We start from the raw sequence: 17,649 nt of genomic DNA, 5'->3' as shown, positions 1-17,649 counted from the left end.
CGCCCCTAACTGCAAAAAGCAGGACAGCGATAAATGAAAAATTTTCATTTTTATGAAATAGCAGCCGGCATTGTAGCTGGACTGTTTGTTGTTGTTGTAGGAATGATAGTTACCAGCATCGCGGGTATTGCACCTCACTTTTCTATCCTTTTAGGTTGCTTTATTTCTCTCCCAATCTTCGTTTCCGCGTTTGGCTGGGGAACTTTGTCCAGTCTTGTTGCCTTAATAAGTTCTACCATTTTTCTTGTTATAACCAATGATATTTATGTTGGTTTTGGCTTTATGTTGTTATTTTTTCTTCCTGCTGTCTACGCTTCTTGGCTTCTTGGGCTTGCGCGACCAGCACGAGAAGAAAATTCTTTGATATGGTACCCGTTATCATCGGTTATCTTCCTTTTAACCAATTTTATCGCGCTCGTATCAATCCTTATTGGAATTTATATTCAGACTCACCCAATCACTCCTATTGTTGTGAAAGAAATTACTGAAAACATACAACGGGCTATGCGACAATCACAATCTATAAAAGAAACTGATATCATTGCCTTTAGCGAACTTTTAACAACACATGCAGCAACTTTAGCAGCCGTCGCACTAACCGTTTATAGCTTAATTTTTTTCGTTGGTAATCTTTATTTTTCAATGATGATAGCACAGCGTATGAACTGGCTAGTAAGACCCCGTGATGATTGGAGACAAACTTTCCGCATCCCAATTTCCGGGCTCATTATCTTCGCGGTCGCTTGTATAGCATCAATGATTGATCTCAATTCTACCCTTAGTTTAAGCGCACATGTTTTCACCGCTGCGTATACTGTGATTATATCAATCAGCGGATTAGCGTATCTCCACGATATCACAAAAGGCATAAAAGGTAGGATAATTATATTATCCTTCGTTTATGTTGCCATTTTAACTGTTGTTTTTTCGCCACCTGTTTCTTTCATGATTCTCTTGATGGGTATTTGGGCAGCTATTCAATACAATCGCCGACAACGCGACAGACTCCGCTAAATTTGTTTATTCGAAAGGAAAAAACTATGGATATTATTTTACTTGAGCGTATTACCGGCCTCGGTCAGATGGGCGATGTTGTTTCGGTCAAAGATGGTTATGCACGTAACTTTTTGCTCCCTCAAGGCAAGGCCTTACGCGCCAACGAGGCTAACAAAAAACATTTTGAAATGCAGCGCGCGCAGCTTGAATCTCGTAATCTTGAACGTAAAAATGAAGCTCAAAAAATTTCTGAGAAACTCGACGGTAAGTCGTTCATTGTCATCCGTTCAGCCAGTGAAACAGGGCAGCTTTACGGCTCTGTATCGACACGTAATATTTCAGAAATTATAACAAACGATGGTATTTCTGTCGGACGTAATCAAATTGTGCTCAATCATCCAATAAAGACTATCGGCCTCCATACTATCACTATTAGTTTACATCCTGAAATCCAAGTTTCCGTGACGATTAACATTGCGCGTTCAACCAGTGAAGCACAGCATCAAGCAAAAGGCGAAGATTCTACCTTTATCGAAGCAGTAGGAACAATATCTGATATTCAGGGACAGCAACTGGAAGAAAAAACGAGTGACAATGCTGAAAGCACTATTAATGAAGAAGCTTAACTTATATTTTCCCTGTCTATTTAAATTTTGGTCGTTATCTTTTTATTAATTCTAAATCTAAAATTACTCAGCTGGCAGGCTGAGTAGTTTTTTTTATCGCTACAACAAGCTCAAAGCTAAATTATCAAGTGCGAAATTTCAGAGTCTTATTGATGGCGTCAAAAGCCAAAATTATGAAAAAGGAGAAAAATTATCCTGCTAATAGTCTTTTTCAAATTTTTAGATCACAAATTATAAAGGAACATATACACACATTATTAAGTGAGTGCCTAATAATGTATCCCCCCCAAAATAAACGTGTTATTTTAAATTAAAACAAGCTTTGAAATTTTATCCTTTTAATGTACAGCGCTCAATTTGTTGTTTAAACTAACCCAGTCAAAATCTTAGTGGAAAAAATTGTCATGGAAGAAACAAGTATCCTTAATTTCAGCTCTCTGCAAAAAGAGGAAAATTCTTCTTTTCGACAACTGCCGTATAACATTGAAGCTGAGCAAGCGTTGCTTGGTGCAATTTTTATCAATAACGACGCACTCGATCGCGTTTCTGATTTTTTAAAACCAGAACATTTTTTTGAAACATTACACCAGAAAATTTTTGATATTCTATCGCACGTTATTAAAAAAGGGAAAAGTGCAACTCCCGTCACAATAAAACCTTTTATTCCGGCCGAAGAAAAGATCGGAGATATCACTGTATACAATTATATAGTTCGTTTAAGCACAGAAGCAGTCACTATTATTAATGCTGAAGATTATGGACGGGTGATCTACGATCTTTTTATACGGCGATCTCTGATTAACCTCGGAACACAAATTGTCAACACAGCTTTTGATTCCCCTATCGAGCTTACGCCGACCCAACAAATTGAAAATGTAGAACGTAATTTGTTTGAGCTAGCAGAAAAAGGGAAATATGGTGGTGGATTTGAAAGTTTCGACGAAGCTGTAAAAAAAGCTATTGACATGGCAGGTGCCGCAAAAAAACGTTCTTCGCGACTATCAGGTATAGCCACCCATATTAAAACGCTTGATGAGAAAATGGGAGGACTGCAACCATCTGACTTGATTATCCTCGCTGGGCGCCCTGGTATGGGTAAAACCTCACTTGCAACCAATATCGCTTTTAATATTGCCAATGCCAATAATGGTAATCTTAAAACGAAAGATTTATCACAGGATAACGAAGAAAATATTGTTGGATTTTTCTCGCTTGAAATGTCGTCTGAACAGCTTGCGACACGTATTATTTCTGAACAAACAGAAGTCTCTTCTTCTGAAATCCGGCGCGGCAATATTTCAGAAGAGCAATTTGTAAAATTATTACGTACAATGAACCGCTTACAGAAAGCGCCGCTCTACATCGACCAAACCGGTGGTATATCAATTACTCAATTGGCTGCGCGCGCACGCCGCCTGAAGCGACAACATGGTTTAAGCGTCTTGATCATAGACTATATACAATTAATGACGAGTAATTCGCGACGTTCATCCGAAAATCGAGTTCAAGAAATTACGGAAATTACTACAGGCTTGAAAGCGTTGGCCAAAGAACTCAACGTTCCTATTATCGCCCTTTCACAACTTTCGCGCCAAGTTGAAAACCGAACAGACAAACGCCCACAATTATCAGATTTACGCGAATCTGGTTCTATTGAGCAAGATGCCGACGTCGTTCTCTTTGTATACCGTGAAGAATATTATCTCAAAAATGAAGAGCCTAAAATAGGCAGTCTTGAACATGAAAAATGGCAAGATGCAATGGATAAAGCATTTGGGAGAGCTGATATTATCATAGCGAAACAACGTCATGGACCGACAGGAGCAATTCAGCTTGCTTTTCAATCAGAATTTACACGCTTTACTGATCTGGCAGAAAGTGATCATCTCCCAGAACAATTTGGTTAAACCGCCATGGCGCGCAATCATATCCAATTTATCTGCCAAAACTGTAACACAACTTATTCACGCTGGGCCGGGAAATGTGCTTCCTGCGGAGAATGGAACTCGCTCGTCGAAGAAAGTACGAACGCTGGCATCGGTAGTGGCCCCGCGCGAAATATTCGTAAAGGGCGTATAGTCACGCTCGCATCCCTTTCTGGAGATATTGAAGATGCTTCGCGTATCCATTCTGGAATTGCTGAACTTGATCGGGTTACTGGCGGCGGTTTTGTTCGCGGATCCGCATTACTTATTGGCGGCGATCCAGGTATCGGCAAATCGACACTCCTTACTCAAACAGCAGCCGCTTTATCGCGGAAAGGATATAATGTCGTCTATGTTTCAGGTGAAGAAGCTGTCGCGCAAATTCGTTTACGTGCGCAAAGGCTTGGCGCCGCAAATACAGAAGTTAAATTAGCTGCCGAAACTAATGTCGAAGATATCCTCGCAACTTTAAATGAGCACAAAAAACTCGATATGGTTGTCATTGATTCAATTCAAACCTTGTGGTCAGATATGGCTGATTCAGCGCCTGGAACTGTGACGCAAGTACGTGTTAGCGCTCAAGCAATAATCCGTTTTGCAAAAAAAACAGGTGCGGCTGTTGTTCTTGTCGGCCATGTCACAAAAGACGGACAAATTGCTGGTCCCAGGGTTGTCGAGCACATGGTCGACGGCGTTCTTTATTTTGAAGGTGAAGGTAACCATCATTACCGAATTCTGAGAACTGTGAAAAACCGTTTTGGGCCAACCGATGAAATTGGTGTTTTTGAAATGTCCGATAAAGGGTTACGGGAAGTCAAAAACCCATCTGAGCTATTTTTGGGTGAACGTAATGAAAAAGCACCAGGAACTGCTGTTTTTGCCGGAGTAGAAGGAACACGCCCCATATTGGTAGAGATCCAAGCGCTTGTAGCCCCCTCTTCACTCGGTACACCACGACGTGCCGTTGTGGGATGGGATGGAAATCGTCTTTCGATGATTCTAGCGGTATTAGAAGCTCACTGCGGTATCCGCTTTGGGCAACACGATGTTTATCTTAATATTGCGGGTGGCTACCGTATATCAGAACCCGCCGCTGACTTAGCTGTTGCAGCAGCTTTGGTATCTTCGCTTGCAAACATTCCTCTCCCAACCCATTATGTGTATTTTGGCGAAATCAGCCTTTCTGGCGCAATTCGCGCCGTCGCGCATTCAACACAGCGTATCAAAGAAGCGAAGAAGCTCGGCTTCCGAGGAGCTGTACACCCCACTGCAGCAACTGAAACGATAAAATCGCAAACCTTTCAACAAAAAACGCTCTCCGACCTTTCTGAATTGGTTACCGATATCACTACAGACAAAATGAAACTCGCATCACATGCATAATAACAGAGAAAACTCTATAAAATTCAGAGGATCCTTGATATAAAAACGAAAGGTGGCATAACTAAAAACACACTTTTGCGCTAATTAAAATAGAACATAACTTTGATATATGAGGAACAAATAAATGATCATAACAGTTCTTGATGGTATTGTCGCAGCAATCATTCTGTTTTCCGCTTTTTTAGCTATGCTCCGCGGATTTTCACGCGAAGTGCTGTCGTTGATTTCTTGGGCAGTTTCAGCTGCTGCTACGCTGTTCTTATTTAAGCCTGTATTGCCCTTTTTTGAACAATATCTTTCTAACAAAATGATCGCATTGATCACGACATTGATCACAATTTTTGTTATTGTTCTTATTATTACTTCCGTCATTACAATGAAAATTTCTGATTTTGTTATTGATAGTCGAATTGGTATGTTTGACCGAATTATCGGCTTTATTTTTGGGATGCTGCGTGGCTTATTAATCATGGTTGTTAGCATGCTGCTCGTTAACGCACTCATCAAACCTGAGCAACAAGCTGACTGGCTAAAAAATGCAAAAACAAAGCCCATGTTGGATTCATTAGGTCAAAAAATTTTGGAAATTTTGCCTAAAGATCTCGATTACGCTCTCGAAAAAGCTGAAAGTATTTTAAAAAAAGACGATGCAGGAACGAATGACGGAAGCTCTGACGCAGATGTACTTTCGCATAATAGGGAATAGCCCATCATTGGCTAGTAATCTTGAATAATATATACCACACAATATCAACAATTTTTGATATTATTACTGAAAAAATGCTATGATAAAGATTAATATTTCCAGCCAAGAATTCTCATTTGACGACGATACCCTTCATGAAGAATGCGGGGTATTCGGTATCCTCGGACATGAAGATGCAGCGACATTAACAGCTCTTGGACTACACGCGCTTCAGCACCGTGGACAAGAAGCCGCCGGGATTGTGTCTTATCATAATAAAATGTTTCATCAGGAAAAACATTTAGGTCTTGTTGGTGATCACTATACAAATCCAGCAACACTTGCCCGTCTGCCAGGAAATCGCGCTATCGGGCATACTCGTTACTCAACAACTGGAGAAATAGCATTACGTAATGTACAGCCCCTTTTTGCTGAATTAAAAGTGGGAGGTATAGCTATTGCGCATAATGGAAATTTAACAAATGGTCTCACATTACGCCGCGGTTTGATTGCTTCTGGTGCTATCTGCCAGTCAACGTCAGATTCAGAGGTTTTACTTCATCTTATCGCTCGTTCACGTTACGAATCGTCATCTGATCGATTTGTTGATGCTATTCAACAAGTAGAAGGTGGGTACGCCATGTTAGCGCTGACGCGCACGAAGCTCATTGCTGCGCGCGACCCAATAGGTATTCGGCCGCTTGTTATGGGCGAGCTTGATGGCAAACCCATTTTTTGTTCAGAGACATGCGCACTTGATATCATTGGAGCGAAATATGTCCGCGATGTCAGAAACGGTGAAATTATTATATGCGAAATACAGAAAAATGGTGAAATCACCACGAAAATAGTTAAACCAAAAATAGAAAAACCAGAGAGGCTTTGCCTTTTTGAATATGTCTATTTTGCCCGGCCTGATTCAACCGTCGGGGGACGTAGTGTTTACATAGCTCGCAAAAATATGGGTATCCATTTGGCACAAGAAGCACCATGTGACGGTGATGTTGTGGTCCCTGTTCCAGATGGAGGTACACCTGCGGCAATTGGCTATGCGCAAAAAAGTGGAATTCCCTTTGAGCTCGGCATCATTCGTAATCACTATGTTGGTCGCACCTTTATTGAACCAACACAGCAGATTCGTGCCTTTGGCGTTAAATTAAAACACTCTGCGAATCGTCCCATTATTGAAGGAAAACGCGTCATTTTAGTAGATGATTCTATTGTGCGTGGAACAACATCTGTCAAAATTGTGCGGATGCTGCGCGATGCAGGAGCAAAAGAAGTCCACATGCGCGTTTCCAGCCCAATGATTTTCTATCCTGATTTTTATGGTATTGATACACCTAACATCGAAAACCTCTTGGCTAATCAATATCCAGATTTAAAATCTATGTGTAATTTTATAGGGGCCGATTCATTAGAATTTCTTTCAACTGATGGCCTATATCTCGCTGTTATAGGAAAGAAACGGGATAATTCTGCACCACAATTCACTGATCATTATTTTACTGGGCATTACCCTACACATTTAACAGATCAAAAAAATATCCCCCAAATTCACCAGTCATCTGTTCTTAAAACAAAAGACTGATAATGATTATGAAACAATCTGATTTTAACCTTATTGGGTGTGTCGCGCTGGTTACCGGCGCTTCTAAAGGGATTGGTTATCATTTAGCTTTAGAGTTGGCAGCACGCGGTGCTCACATTATCGCTCTTGCGCGGACAATCAATAGTCTAGCTGTACTTGAAGACAAAATTCGAGAAAAAGGCTCTTCTGCAACGTTAGTGCCTCTTGACCTACGTCATATGGAAGCTATCGATACTTTGGCAGTTTCTATTAATGAACGCTGGAAAAAACTGGATATTATGGTTGCAAATGCCGGGATTCTTGGGACACTCTCACCAATAGCTTATGTTGAAAACGAAATATTTGAAGAAGTTTTTCGAGTGAATCTCACCAGCCAGTACCGCTTAATGAAGGCCTTCGAACCATTATTGCGCAAATCTAATGCTGGACGAGCCATCCTATTATCATCGAGTGTTGCTCATCTCGCGCGCGCTTCCTGGGGACCCTACGCAGCCTCTAAAGCTGCTTTGGAAATTATCGCCCGTTGCTGGGCAGAAGAACTTAAGCAAACGCGTATCAAAGTCAATTGCGTCAATCCCGGCGCAACGCGCACTGCGATGCGCGCTCAAGCTATGCCTGACGAAGACCCGCAAACTTTACCTTCCCCGCAAGAAGTTGCCGCAAAAATAGCGCCTCTATTGTCACCCAATTTAAAAGAGACGGGCAAGCTTTTTGATGTCCGCACAAATCGTTTTGTGAATTACTGTATGCCCGATTGACATCAGCCACACACGCCACTCAACTGAATTAAAATCCTCCTTAATTTTATCTTTTCCCTAAAAGCTAAATACAAAACTCTATGTGTCTTGGCTAGTGTTAGCGCTCATCTTACGTGCCTCTAAAGCAGCCCGTTTTTTGTAAATTAAAGCACTATAAGGCAAAAAAATCATATAGCTAACCGCTGTTATTAATAAAGTGTACCATGTGTAAGTCGCGAGAAAACCTACATAAATGACCATAACCAACATACACGGTACAACAACGTCACGCCTTAATTTTCGGCCAATCCTCTTCGCGTTCCATACTGGTAGACGACTAACTAAAAGAAAAGCAACAACAACAGTATAAATGCTAAAGAATAAAGCCCAGCCCCAACTAGGTGTAAGGCCGAGAGCGCCCAGATAAACAGGTAATAAAAGCAATAACGCGCCCGCAGGCGCAGGAACACCAACAAAATAATCCCATTTCCATCTTGGTGTATCAGTACTATCCAGCGTCACATTAAAACGGGCTAACCGCAAGCAACAGGCTACACAATAAACGAGGGCCGCAACCCAGCCTACTTGATGAACCTGCGATAAAATAAAGGAATAAACAACAAGCGCAGGAGCAACGCCAAAATTGATAACATCAGCAAGAGAATCCATCTGAGCCCCAAAAGACGAACAACCGTCCACTAAACGCGCAACGCGACCATCAGCCCCATCTAAAATTGCCGCTAAAAGCACCATTAACATAGCAGATTCATAGCATCGCTCAAAAGCCAAACGAATACCGCTCATCCCCGCACAAATTGCCAAAATAGTGATAATATTAGGGACAACATACCGTATTGGCATAAGCGAACGCCGCCGGTGCGCAATAACGCCATGTTGTCCTTCGGGATCAAACGAAGAAAATAACGAGGAATCTCCCATTATTCACCCTAATCAATTCTAAAATCAGTCGTGGCACTATCATCGTCGAAAGAGCCAAAAACTGTCTCTCCGGCGACCGCTATCTGACCGACGGCAACACGCAATTTCACCTCGGCCGGCATATAAACATCAAGACGAGAACCAAAACGAATCAGCCCGAAGCGCTGCCCAGTAACAACCGAGTCTTTCTCTTTTGACCAACAAATAATCCGACGAGCAATTAACCCTGCTATCTGTACTACAGCAAATTTTCCATGTTTACTGTCAACCACCAGTCCATTACATTCATTAAATCGGCTAGCCTTATCAAACTCGGTGTTAGAGAACTTACCCGGACGGTAAACAATGGACTCCACTGTGCCACTAATAGGAAAACGATTAACATGGCACGAAAAAATATTCATAAATACAGAAACGCGCATCATTTCGTCGCTACCCAACCCAAATTCCTCTGGTGGAACACACAACCCAACAAATGAAATACGCCCATCAGCAGGGGATATAACCCAATTTTCATTCATAGGCGTCACGCGCTCTGGGTCGCGGAAAAAATATATACACCATACCGTCAGAACGAGGCCACACCAAAATAAAGGGCTCCATATCCAACTAAGGATGAGTGAAATAACAAAAAACGCTACGATAAAAGGGTAGCCTTCTTTGTGAATCGGAACAAAGCCATTACGGATAGACTGCATAACACTCATATCATTTCCTATTCATATATGATTTTAAAAAACCAATAAATCTCCTTGTTATCCCCCTCTCTCCGTAATATTTAATCAATTATTTCGCATAAAGCTAGAGTTCATTTTATGCACATTACGTTTTACGCTTAACAACACCTAGCTCATCTTCTTCACGTATTTTACGCAATTTTTCTTCAGCCTGTGAAGCTTCAAGCTGTTTAGCCCACATCGAAGCATATAAACCTTTCTTGCGCAAAAGGTCAGTGTGTGTCCCCTTTTCGATGACACGACCACCCTTTAACACTAAAATTTCATCTGCTCCAATAACAGTGGAAAGACGATGTGCAATAATTAACGTTGTGCGCCCGCGGCTTATAATATCCAATGCTTGTTGAATTTCTCGTTCCGTAGCTGTATCAAGAGCTGCAGTCGCTTCATCTAAGATGAGAAGTGGGGGTGCTTTTAAAAGTGTTCGTGCAATAGCCACACGTTGTTTTTCACCACCTGACAATTTGAGACCACGCTCCCCTACTACGGACTGAAAGCCTTCTGGAAGCATCTCGATAAATTTCGACATCTGAGCCATTTCGGCAGCTTTATGCATTTCTTCATTTGTGGCATTTGGACGCCCATAGCGGATATTATAAGCAATTGTATCATTAAACAAAACCGTATCTTGTGGCACTATACCAATCGCTTCACGTAAACTTCCTTGGGTCACATCACGGATATCCTGCCCATCAACTGTTATCGAACCCGATTCAACATCATAAAATCGGAAAAGTAACCGAGAAATAGTTGATTTACCAGCGCCTGATGGGCCAACAATTGCTGTTGTCTTACCCCCAGGTATTTCAAAATTAATATCTCTGAGAATCGGGCGAGCTGCATCGTATGAAAATTGCACCTTATGGAACCGGATGGTGCCGTCACTCACCACCAATGGCTTAGCGTCCGATTTATCGACAATTTCCTGCTGAACATCTAAAAGATCAAACATAGATTCGATATCGGTTAAGCCCTGGCGAACTTCGCGATAAATCGAACCAATAAAATTCAGTGGAATTGAAAGCTGTATCAGAAGTGCATTAATGAAAACAAAATCACCTAAAGTCTGAGACCCACGGAAAACTTCATACGCCGATATCAACATAAGGACAGTCATCCCGACACCAAAGATAAAGGCCTGGCCAAAATTCAGCCAACTTAATGATACCCAAGTTTTCGTCGCGGCCTCTTCATAACCCGCCATAGAAGAATCAAATCGATTTGCTTCTAAAGCTTCATTGCCAAAATATTTAACCGTTTCGAAGTTTAAAAGGGAATCAACTGCGTGCGTGTTTGCCTCGGTGTCCGCGGTATTCATTTCTTCTCGAATTTTAATGCGCCAGTTACTTGCCTTAATTGTGAACCAACTATATAAACCGACCGTCACCACAACTACAAAAACATAATACACCCCGTAATTTATATAAAATACGAGCGCTGTCAGGACAAATTCTAAAATGGTTGGTGCCGTATTAAGGATTGAAAACCTCACAATAGCCTCAATGCCCTTTGTACCACGGTCAATCACACGGGAAAGCCCACCAGTTCGCCGCTCTAAATGAAAGCGCAAAGACAATTTGTGAAGATGGATAAAAGTCTTATATGCTAATTGGCGGATGGCATATTGACCAACGATCGCGAAAAGAGAATCACGTAACTGATTCAATCCAGCCTGCACAATACGCGCGGCATTGTACGCTAAAACCAGCATAACAGGAACGAGTAAGATAGACGAAGACTGCACAGATGGCTCAAAGTGTGCATCGAGCGCGTTTGTAGCGTATTTAAAAAAATACGGCACAGATAAAAGGACTAATTTTGCTAAAATGAGGTAAAATACCGCCCATATAACGCGCATCTTTAAATCAGGTCGGGCGGATGGCCACATATAGGGCCATAAATTACAGAGTGTACGTAAAGTCCGCCCCGAAGCCGCCGACACGGTTTTCGGCATTTCATCCTGTCTCATAAGCCCTATTTCTTCATCACCCACTTAATACGCGCAAAAGCGACCCTTCACCCGCGCTTTGTTGATTATGTTACGCTCTTCGTTCGCCTCTTGTGTGCTGTGCGCTTTCAAAGTGTCTGAAGTTAGACTGTTTTTTGAAAAGGAACAAGAAACAATTCGCTGCAAGATTGATTATTTTTGTCTGTTTTCTCGTACCATTCCACTGCAAATAAATCCTCGACTTTTAAGCGCCTTTTTCTTAACTCCGATTTGAGCCACGCCTCCGATTTATCAATTTCTTCGAGACCTTCTTTAAGAATTTCACCATTTTGCACAAGAATGATAGAATTTTTTCCATCTTTTTTTGGAACAACGGAAAAATCACCATTCGCTTCTAAACGAACAAAAGCTGCTTCGCGCAAACTACAGCCTTTAATACGCAACGTTGTAATTAATTCATTCACGCTGATACCCAGGCGCTTAATCTCATCTATTTGAAACACACCATCTAAAACTAATGCAACACTTTGCCCAACAATAAGCCGATGAAAAAAAACTGAATATCGCGCTAAAAAATTAAGGGACGTGATCAAGGTTTGCCAAATAAGCAGAACAACCAGCACCTGGGTGCCGCTTATATCGTGATTATAAATACTTCCCCCAATAATACCACCCATCACAAAATTGCTCACCAGATCAATCGGCGTCATTTGACTGAGGCTGCCACGACCTGTTGTTCTTAAGATAAATAAAAAGGCGGCAAGACCCAAAACTAATTTAAGCGCTGTATACCCATAATCATACAAAAAATTCACCGCCTTCTCCCTTTTTTGAGAAAATTACCAGAATACTAATAATCATGATCGCTTCGTTTCCCACGTAGTAATACGCTCACCAGTCTGGGGGTCTTTTTCATCTTTTAGCAAAATCCCCTCCGCCGCGAGCTCATCACGAATTGCATCTGCAGCCGCCCACTTTTTATTATGAATAAGTAATAACCTCTCAGCGATACGCTGGTCAATTAATTGTGCATCAAGGGCCACCCCGGTAGCAAAAAGTGGACATTCTGGCCTTGTAACCCATTCTCGTTGCAGTAATCCAAATAAGTCCATACCCTTTGCGAGAGCCACGGCATTTCCCTCTTTATAAAATTTTCGCAAAATAGTGAGTGCATTCGGGGTGTTAAGGTCATCGCTTAATGCAGCTATCAAAGATCCTTCTACAGATTCGTCGTCATCCAAACAACATCTTTCGCGGCGAAGAAATTCATACCACCGATACAGCTCGCTACTGGATTGAGCTAAACGTAAAGTCGTCCAATTCAATGGTTCACGATAATGAGTTTGCAACATCGAAAAACGCGCAGATAAACCTGCCCATTTTTGTTTAATTTCATCTGTCAAGACATTGTTAAATTGAAAAAAATTGCTCTCTAATATAGAACGAATAGTGATAAAATTGCCAAGACTCTTAGACATCTTTTTACCTTCAACTTGCACAAAACCGTTATGCATCCAGAAGTTGGCCATTCGTTCAGTTCCCAAAGCTGAACAGCTTTGCGCGATCTCATTTTCGTGATGAGGAAAAATCAAATCAATACCGCCACCATGAATGTCGAACATATTCGCTGCCGGATCATTACAAGCTAAACCTCCACCGTAAGGAACTAACAGATCTGCCATCGACATTGCCGAACACTCGATATGCCAACCCGGACGGCCTAAAACGGTGATTCCCGCCGGCGATGTCCACCCTGGTTCCTCCTCTGTAGAAGGTTTCCATAAAACAAAATCCATTTCCTCCTTTTTGTAAGCAGCAACATCTACTCTTGCCCCCGCTCTCATTTCGTCAAGTGATCGTCTTGCCAGCGCACCATAATGGGGGCAGTCTCTCATGCTGTTTACGGAAAACAATATATGATTTTCTGCGATATAAGCGTGGCCTTTTTCAAGAAGTCTTTCAATCAAAAACCGCACTTCTTCCAAATAGTCAGTTGCGCGCGGTTGGCTAGTCGGCATTAAACAGCTGAGCGCCATTGTATCCTGCTGAAATTGATGATATGTGCGCTCAGTTAGTAAACGAATAGCATCATTAAGTGCGAGCTTCGGATATTCACGAGCTGCACGTGCGTTAATCTTATCATCCACATCTGTGATATTACGAGCATACTTGACGTGAGCCTCACCATAAACGTGACGTAATAAACGAAACAAAATATCAAAAACGATAACAGGACGTGCATTGCCGATATGGGCATAATCGTAAACCGTCGGACCACAAACATAAAGACGTACGTTAGCGGGATTAATCGGTGTGAAATCTTCTTTTTTACGTGTAAGCGTATTATAAAATCGCAAATTGCTCATAAGCATACTCCGTGAGCGGCATTACTTTCCGGCGTTCCTGATAAACTCCGTTTATACTATCAAATTACTAGACATATTATCCGTTCCCGATATAATCTGCAAAAAACCTACAACTTCGAACCAAAATTTGGCATATCTTATGTGAAAGCTAGAGCCATTCCACCGCACCTCGTTTAGGAGGGGTTCTTTGTTGTCTGTTAAAACAAACCAATTTTATTAACTAAGCATTAACAAAGGCCAATTTGCTTTTCCTGATAGAAATGAACTCAGAGAAAAACTCTAAACAAGCGGTTAGCCTAAATTTATTGCAAGTAACGAAATTAAATAAAAAATTCGAAATATCTTTAAAACATTTTAGAAAAAACTTTTAATATCCTCGCAATCATTTTCTTACTGCCTTTCGCGCCCTAGATTTCTACAATATGTTCGCCACTGGCGATAATATATAACATTTTCTGGCTATCTCTTTATGGGCATAAACACTCCAAGATGCCCCCGACAGTGAGGTTGCCCTGTTTATAATTTCGATCCCACAAAAATTTATTATGAGAAAAATAATGCGTAACATTTTGATAAATATTATTATTTCAGTATTTTTTCTAAGTTCAGCACAAACCTTTGCGCAACAATTGTTATCATATGATACAAAATTGCTACGATTGGCAGAAATTTTGGGTTCTCTGCATTATCTGCGCAATCTCTGTACTACTCCCACAAACCAGTGGTATGATTATATGGCCGCGTTAATTGAAGCAGAAAAACCAGCACCACAAAGGCGCGCTTACTTTTATGAATCGTTCAACGGAGCTTATCGCGCTTTTTCGGAAAATTATCATCGTTGTACGCAATCGGCAATCGAAGCGGACCGGAGATATATCGAAGAAGGTAGAGCCTTATCCGAAAGCCTACTCGCACCTTTTAATGATTAATCTTTTTTTTAAATATAACTGACAAACCTCAAATTTGTGCTACACATGGGTGATTTTTCTAAAAATGAGTTAGTCCATGAGCCAATCTGATATGAATACAACCGATTTAATAGCTGAAGAACAAAAGCTTCTTGCCGTCAAATATCAAACTGAAGTGTGGACCGATGGAATTTTAAATGGCATCGAACCAGAAATTCTCGCGGTAGCCGCTTTTGACACAGCGTTGCAGTACCTTCTTCAGATACGATCAGAACAGCAAGTCTTAAAGCTGCTCTCGCATACACGCGACAAAGTTATTATGGGTATTTTTTGTCCCCACAAAATTGTTCAATAGCGCGTATTTAACTTTCGTATATTATTGCGCCGGTGCTTCTGTAAATTTAACAGGCCGCCCCTGTGAAGGTGTGACAATTTCACCTTCCCACATAACCCGCATACCACGGATGATTGTGCCAACTGGCCAGCCTTTAACTTTTTTTCCGTCATAAGGCGTCCAATTTGCACGTGAACCAATTAGCGCATTAGTAATGATCTCTTCTCGTTTCAGATCAATAATGGTCAGGTCAGCATCATATCCAACGGCAATGCGCCCTTTACGGCTTATACCAAAAACGCGATTAGGTCCATGCGACGTAAGATCAACAAAACGTTCAAGAGAGATTTTTCCTGTATTCACGTGGGTGAGCATAATTGCAACCGTTGTTTGTACACCTGTTATACCCGAAGGCGAAAAAGGGTAAATTTTCTGTTTTTCCTCGAGTGTGTGAGGAGCATGATCAGAACCTAAAATATCAATGACGCCCTGCTGAACTCCGTACCAAAGAACTTCTCTATGGCGGCTTTCACGAATAGGCGGATTCATCTGGATCAATGTACCAAACCGCTGATAATCATCAGCGGCCAGCGTCAAATGATGATGAGTTATTTCAGCTGTCGCGACATCCTTGTGATTTTTTAAAAAATCAATTTCTTCTGCTGTGGAAAGATGCAGCACATGAATACGCGCCCCTGTTTCATGCGCAATTTTAACCAAACGCTGTGTGCACTTTAATGCAGCAATCTCATCGCGCCAAACCGGATGCGATAACACATCCCCCTCAACACGCAGTAGTTTACGTTCATTGAGTCGTTCTTCATCTTCAGAATGAAAGGCTGTACGACGACGTGTATTCTTTAAAATAAGGCGCACACTTTCATCATCATCTACCAAAAGATCACCCGTAGAAGATCCCATAAATACCTTAATACCAGCGGCACCAGGCAATCTCTCTAATTCAGCTAATTCATGTATATTCTCACGCGTTCCTCCAACCCAAAACGCGAAGTCGCAATGCATCCGGTGAAATGCACGTCTCACCTTATCAGCCAAAGTCTCTTCTGAGACCGTAAGTGGACTGGTATTAGGCATTTCGAAAACTGCTGTGACTCCCCCCAAAACCGCAGAACGAGAACCACTTTCTAGATCTTCTTTATGTTCATTACCCGGCTCACGAAAATGAACTTGGCTATCAATGATACCGGGTAAAATATGCAGGCCTGTACAGTCAATTACCTCACAAGCAGATGCACGTGTAAGATCACCAATTTCAGCAATTTGACCATTCACCACACCAATATCACGCTTACCGCTTCCATCGTGATTAACAAGCGTTGCGCCTTTAAAAATTGTATCAAATGTTTTAAACATAACCGTGCTCCCTACATGCCGCCTTCTTATCGATTATGCAACTCTGGGCAGAAAGGCAAGTATCATGGTCGAAAAACAAAACGCTCTTAGCCTAAAAAACCGTAAAATTATTAAAGTGACCGGCGAAGAAGCTACGCATTTCTTGCAGGTTCTTATCACCACAGATATAAAAAAAATGAGGCCACAAGAACTCCTCCCAGGTGCTCTTCTATCCCCACAAGGAAAAGTCGTTGCTGATTTTCTTATTAGCAAAATAAACAAGGGCTACATGATCGATATTGATGCGCTCTTAGCTGACTCCTTTCAGAAACGTCTTATGCTTTATAAATTACGTAAAGAAATAGAAATTACACAACCATTACAAAAAGATATAACAATTTGTTGGGAAAATAAAATAAGTATATCAGATTCTGTTTTAAGTTTTTCTGATAAGCGATTTCCAATAAAAGAAAAAGTCTTAAGATATTACGGAAAAACATCCCTATCTGCTCCAAAACGCAACGACAACTGGGACCGAATGCGTATTCGTTACGCGATCGCAGAAAGCGGCCATGATTATGAAATAGGAAAAGTTTTTCCCCACGATATTAACTATGACCAAATCAATGGACTAGCATTGAACAAAGGTTGTTATATCGGGCAAGAGGTTATTTCGCGGATGCACCATCGTAAAATAATTCGTCGTCGTCTTTTAATCGTCAAAAGCCGATATAACTTAACGCCAGGCTCCACTGTTACAGCAGGAGCAAAAAAGCTAGGACAATTGGGAACATGTGCTACAAATGAAGCTCTAGCTTTAATGCGCATTGACCATGTGAAAGACGCAATGAACGAAAATATTCAAATCACTGTAGATAATCTTCCTGTAACAATAAACATCCCAGAAAATGTGAATTTTACTTTCCCTGAGAGCACTGCAGAGACCGCTGATGGCTAAAGCTGAATCATCACAGAAGTCGGAGCAACACACATTGAGCGGAGCATGCTTCCGAACTGACTGTTTGGTTTACTGACTTCTATTGCTCTTTCGATACTGAAATAGAAGACATCGCTATCCGCAGCTTCGTCCGTGTCGGGAGTCAGAGTGGTTAGAGACAAGA

At 41.5% G+C, this 17,649-nt stretch carries 16 protein-coding genes; 10 read left to right on the top strand and 6 right to left on the bottom strand.

The features are described from left to right. Positions 1–33 precede the first annotated feature (33 nt). From BANH1_RS02415 to BANH1_RS02385, 7 genes are all read left to right on the top strand, one after another. Positions 34–1,014, top strand: a complete 981-nt coding sequence (locus tag BANH1_RS02415) for a hypothetical protein (protein WP_015397845.1) — start codon at positions 34–36, stop codon at positions 1,012–1,014. A gap of 26 nt (positions 1,015–1,040) precedes the next feature. Beyond that, complete coding sequence (gene rplI / locus BANH1_RS02410) at positions 1,041–1,622, top strand: 50S ribosomal protein L9 (protein WP_015397844.1); 582 nt, start codon at positions 1,041–1,043, stop codon at positions 1,620–1,622. Positions 1,623–2,026: 404 nt separating this feature from the next. Next, positions 2,027–3,529 carry a replicative DNA helicase gene (locus BANH1_RS02405; protein WP_015397843.1) on the top strand — a complete coding sequence of 501 codons (1,503 nt, stop codon included), beginning with the start codon at positions 2,027–2,029 and terminating at the stop codon, positions 3,527–3,529. A 6-nt stretch (positions 3,530–3,535) separates the two neighbouring features. Next, on the top strand, positions 3,536–4,930 hold the full coding sequence (gene radA, locus BANH1_RS02400) for a DNA repair protein RadA (RefSeq protein ID WP_015397842.1): 1,395 nt from the start codon (positions 3,536–3,538) through the stop codon (positions 4,928–4,930). Positions 4,931–5,054: 124 nt separating this feature from the next. After that, positions 5,055–5,636: a CvpA family protein gene (locus tag BANH1_RS02395; RefSeq protein ID WP_015397841.1), complete on the top strand. Its 582-nt coding sequence runs from the start codon at positions 5,055–5,057 to the stop codon at positions 5,634–5,636. 79 nt (positions 5,637–5,715) lie between these two features. After that, entirely contained in the window at positions 5,716–7,206 is a 1,491-nt protein-coding gene (purF, locus tag BANH1_RS02390; RefSeq protein WP_015397840.1) for an amidophosphoribosyltransferase, read from the top strand. A gap of 8 nt (positions 7,207–7,214) precedes the next feature. After that, positions 7,215–7,964, top strand: coding sequence for an SDR family NAD(P)-dependent oxidoreductase (locus BANH1_RS02385; protein WP_041583194.1), 750 nt, complete (start codon positions 7,215–7,217; stop codon positions 7,962–7,964). 78 nt (positions 7,965–8,042) lie between these two features. On the opposite strand, the gene pssA is transcribed toward BANH1_RS02385, so the two are convergent. The 5 genes from pssA to cysS all read right to left on the bottom strand — a co-directional run bounded on the left by pssA (position 8,043) and on the right by cysS (position 13,933). Further along, complete coding sequence (pssA, locus tag BANH1_RS02380) at positions 8,043–8,882, bottom strand: CDP-diacylglycerol--serine O-phosphatidyltransferase (protein ID WP_015397838.1); 840 nt, start codon at positions 8,880–8,882, stop codon at positions 8,043–8,045. An 8-nt stretch (positions 8,883–8,890) separates the two neighbouring features. Beyond that, on the bottom strand, positions 8,891–9,589 hold the full coding sequence (locus BANH1_RS02375; protein WP_015397837.1) for a phosphatidylserine decarboxylase: 699 nt from the start codon (positions 9,587–9,589) through the stop codon (positions 8,891–8,893). A 115-nt stretch (positions 9,590–9,704) separates the two neighbouring features. Further along, entirely contained in the window at positions 9,705–11,588 is a 1,884-nt protein-coding gene (locus BANH1_RS02370; RefSeq protein WP_041583192.1) for an ABCB family ABC transporter ATP-binding protein/permease, read from the bottom strand. A 122-nt stretch (positions 11,589–11,710) separates the two neighbouring features. Next, positions 11,711–12,382, bottom strand: coding sequence for a DUF421 domain-containing protein (locus tag BANH1_RS02365; protein ID WP_015397835.1), 672 nt, complete (start codon positions 12,380–12,382; stop codon positions 11,711–11,713). Positions 12,383–12,424: 42 nt separating this feature from the next. Beyond that, positions 12,425–13,933 carry a cysteine--tRNA ligase gene (cysS, locus tag BANH1_RS02360; RefSeq protein ID WP_015397834.1) on the bottom strand — a complete coding sequence of 503 codons (1,509 nt, stop codon included), beginning with the start codon at positions 13,931–13,933 and terminating at the stop codon, positions 12,425–12,427. Positions 13,934–14,490: 557 nt separating this feature from the next. On the opposite strand from cysS, the gene BANH1_RS02355 reads away from it, so the two are divergent. Next, complete coding sequence (locus tag BANH1_RS02355) at positions 14,491–14,862, top strand: TIGR02301 family protein (protein ID WP_015397833.1); 372 nt, start codon at positions 14,491–14,493, stop codon at positions 14,860–14,862. Between the two features lie 76 nt (positions 14,863–14,938). Further along, entirely contained in the window at positions 14,939–15,196 is a 258-nt protein-coding gene (locus BANH1_RS02350; RefSeq protein ID WP_015397832.1) for a hypothetical protein, read from the top strand. 21 nt (positions 15,197–15,217) lie between these two features. On the opposite strand, the gene BANH1_RS02345 is transcribed toward BANH1_RS02350, so the two are convergent. Beyond that, complete coding sequence (locus BANH1_RS02345) at positions 15,218–16,549, bottom strand: dihydroorotase (RefSeq protein WP_015397831.1); 1,332 nt, start codon at positions 16,547–16,549, stop codon at positions 15,218–15,220. Positions 16,550–16,613: 64 nt separating this feature from the next. On the opposite strand from BANH1_RS02345, the gene ygfZ reads away from it, so the two are divergent. Continuing rightward, positions 16,614–17,486, top strand: a complete 873-nt coding sequence (gene ygfZ / locus BANH1_RS02340) for a CAF17-like 4Fe-4S cluster assembly/insertion protein YgfZ (RefSeq protein WP_015397830.1) — start codon at positions 16,614–16,616, stop codon at positions 17,484–17,486. Positions 17,487–17,649: the final 163 nt, after the last annotated feature.

This window comes from Bartonella australis AUST/NH1, assembly GCF_000341355.1.
Classification (GTDB): Bacteria; Pseudomonadota; Alphaproteobacteria; order Rhizobiales; family Rhizobiaceae; genus Bartonella; species Bartonella australis.
This window is presented reverse-complemented; position numbering and strand designations above follow the sequence as displayed.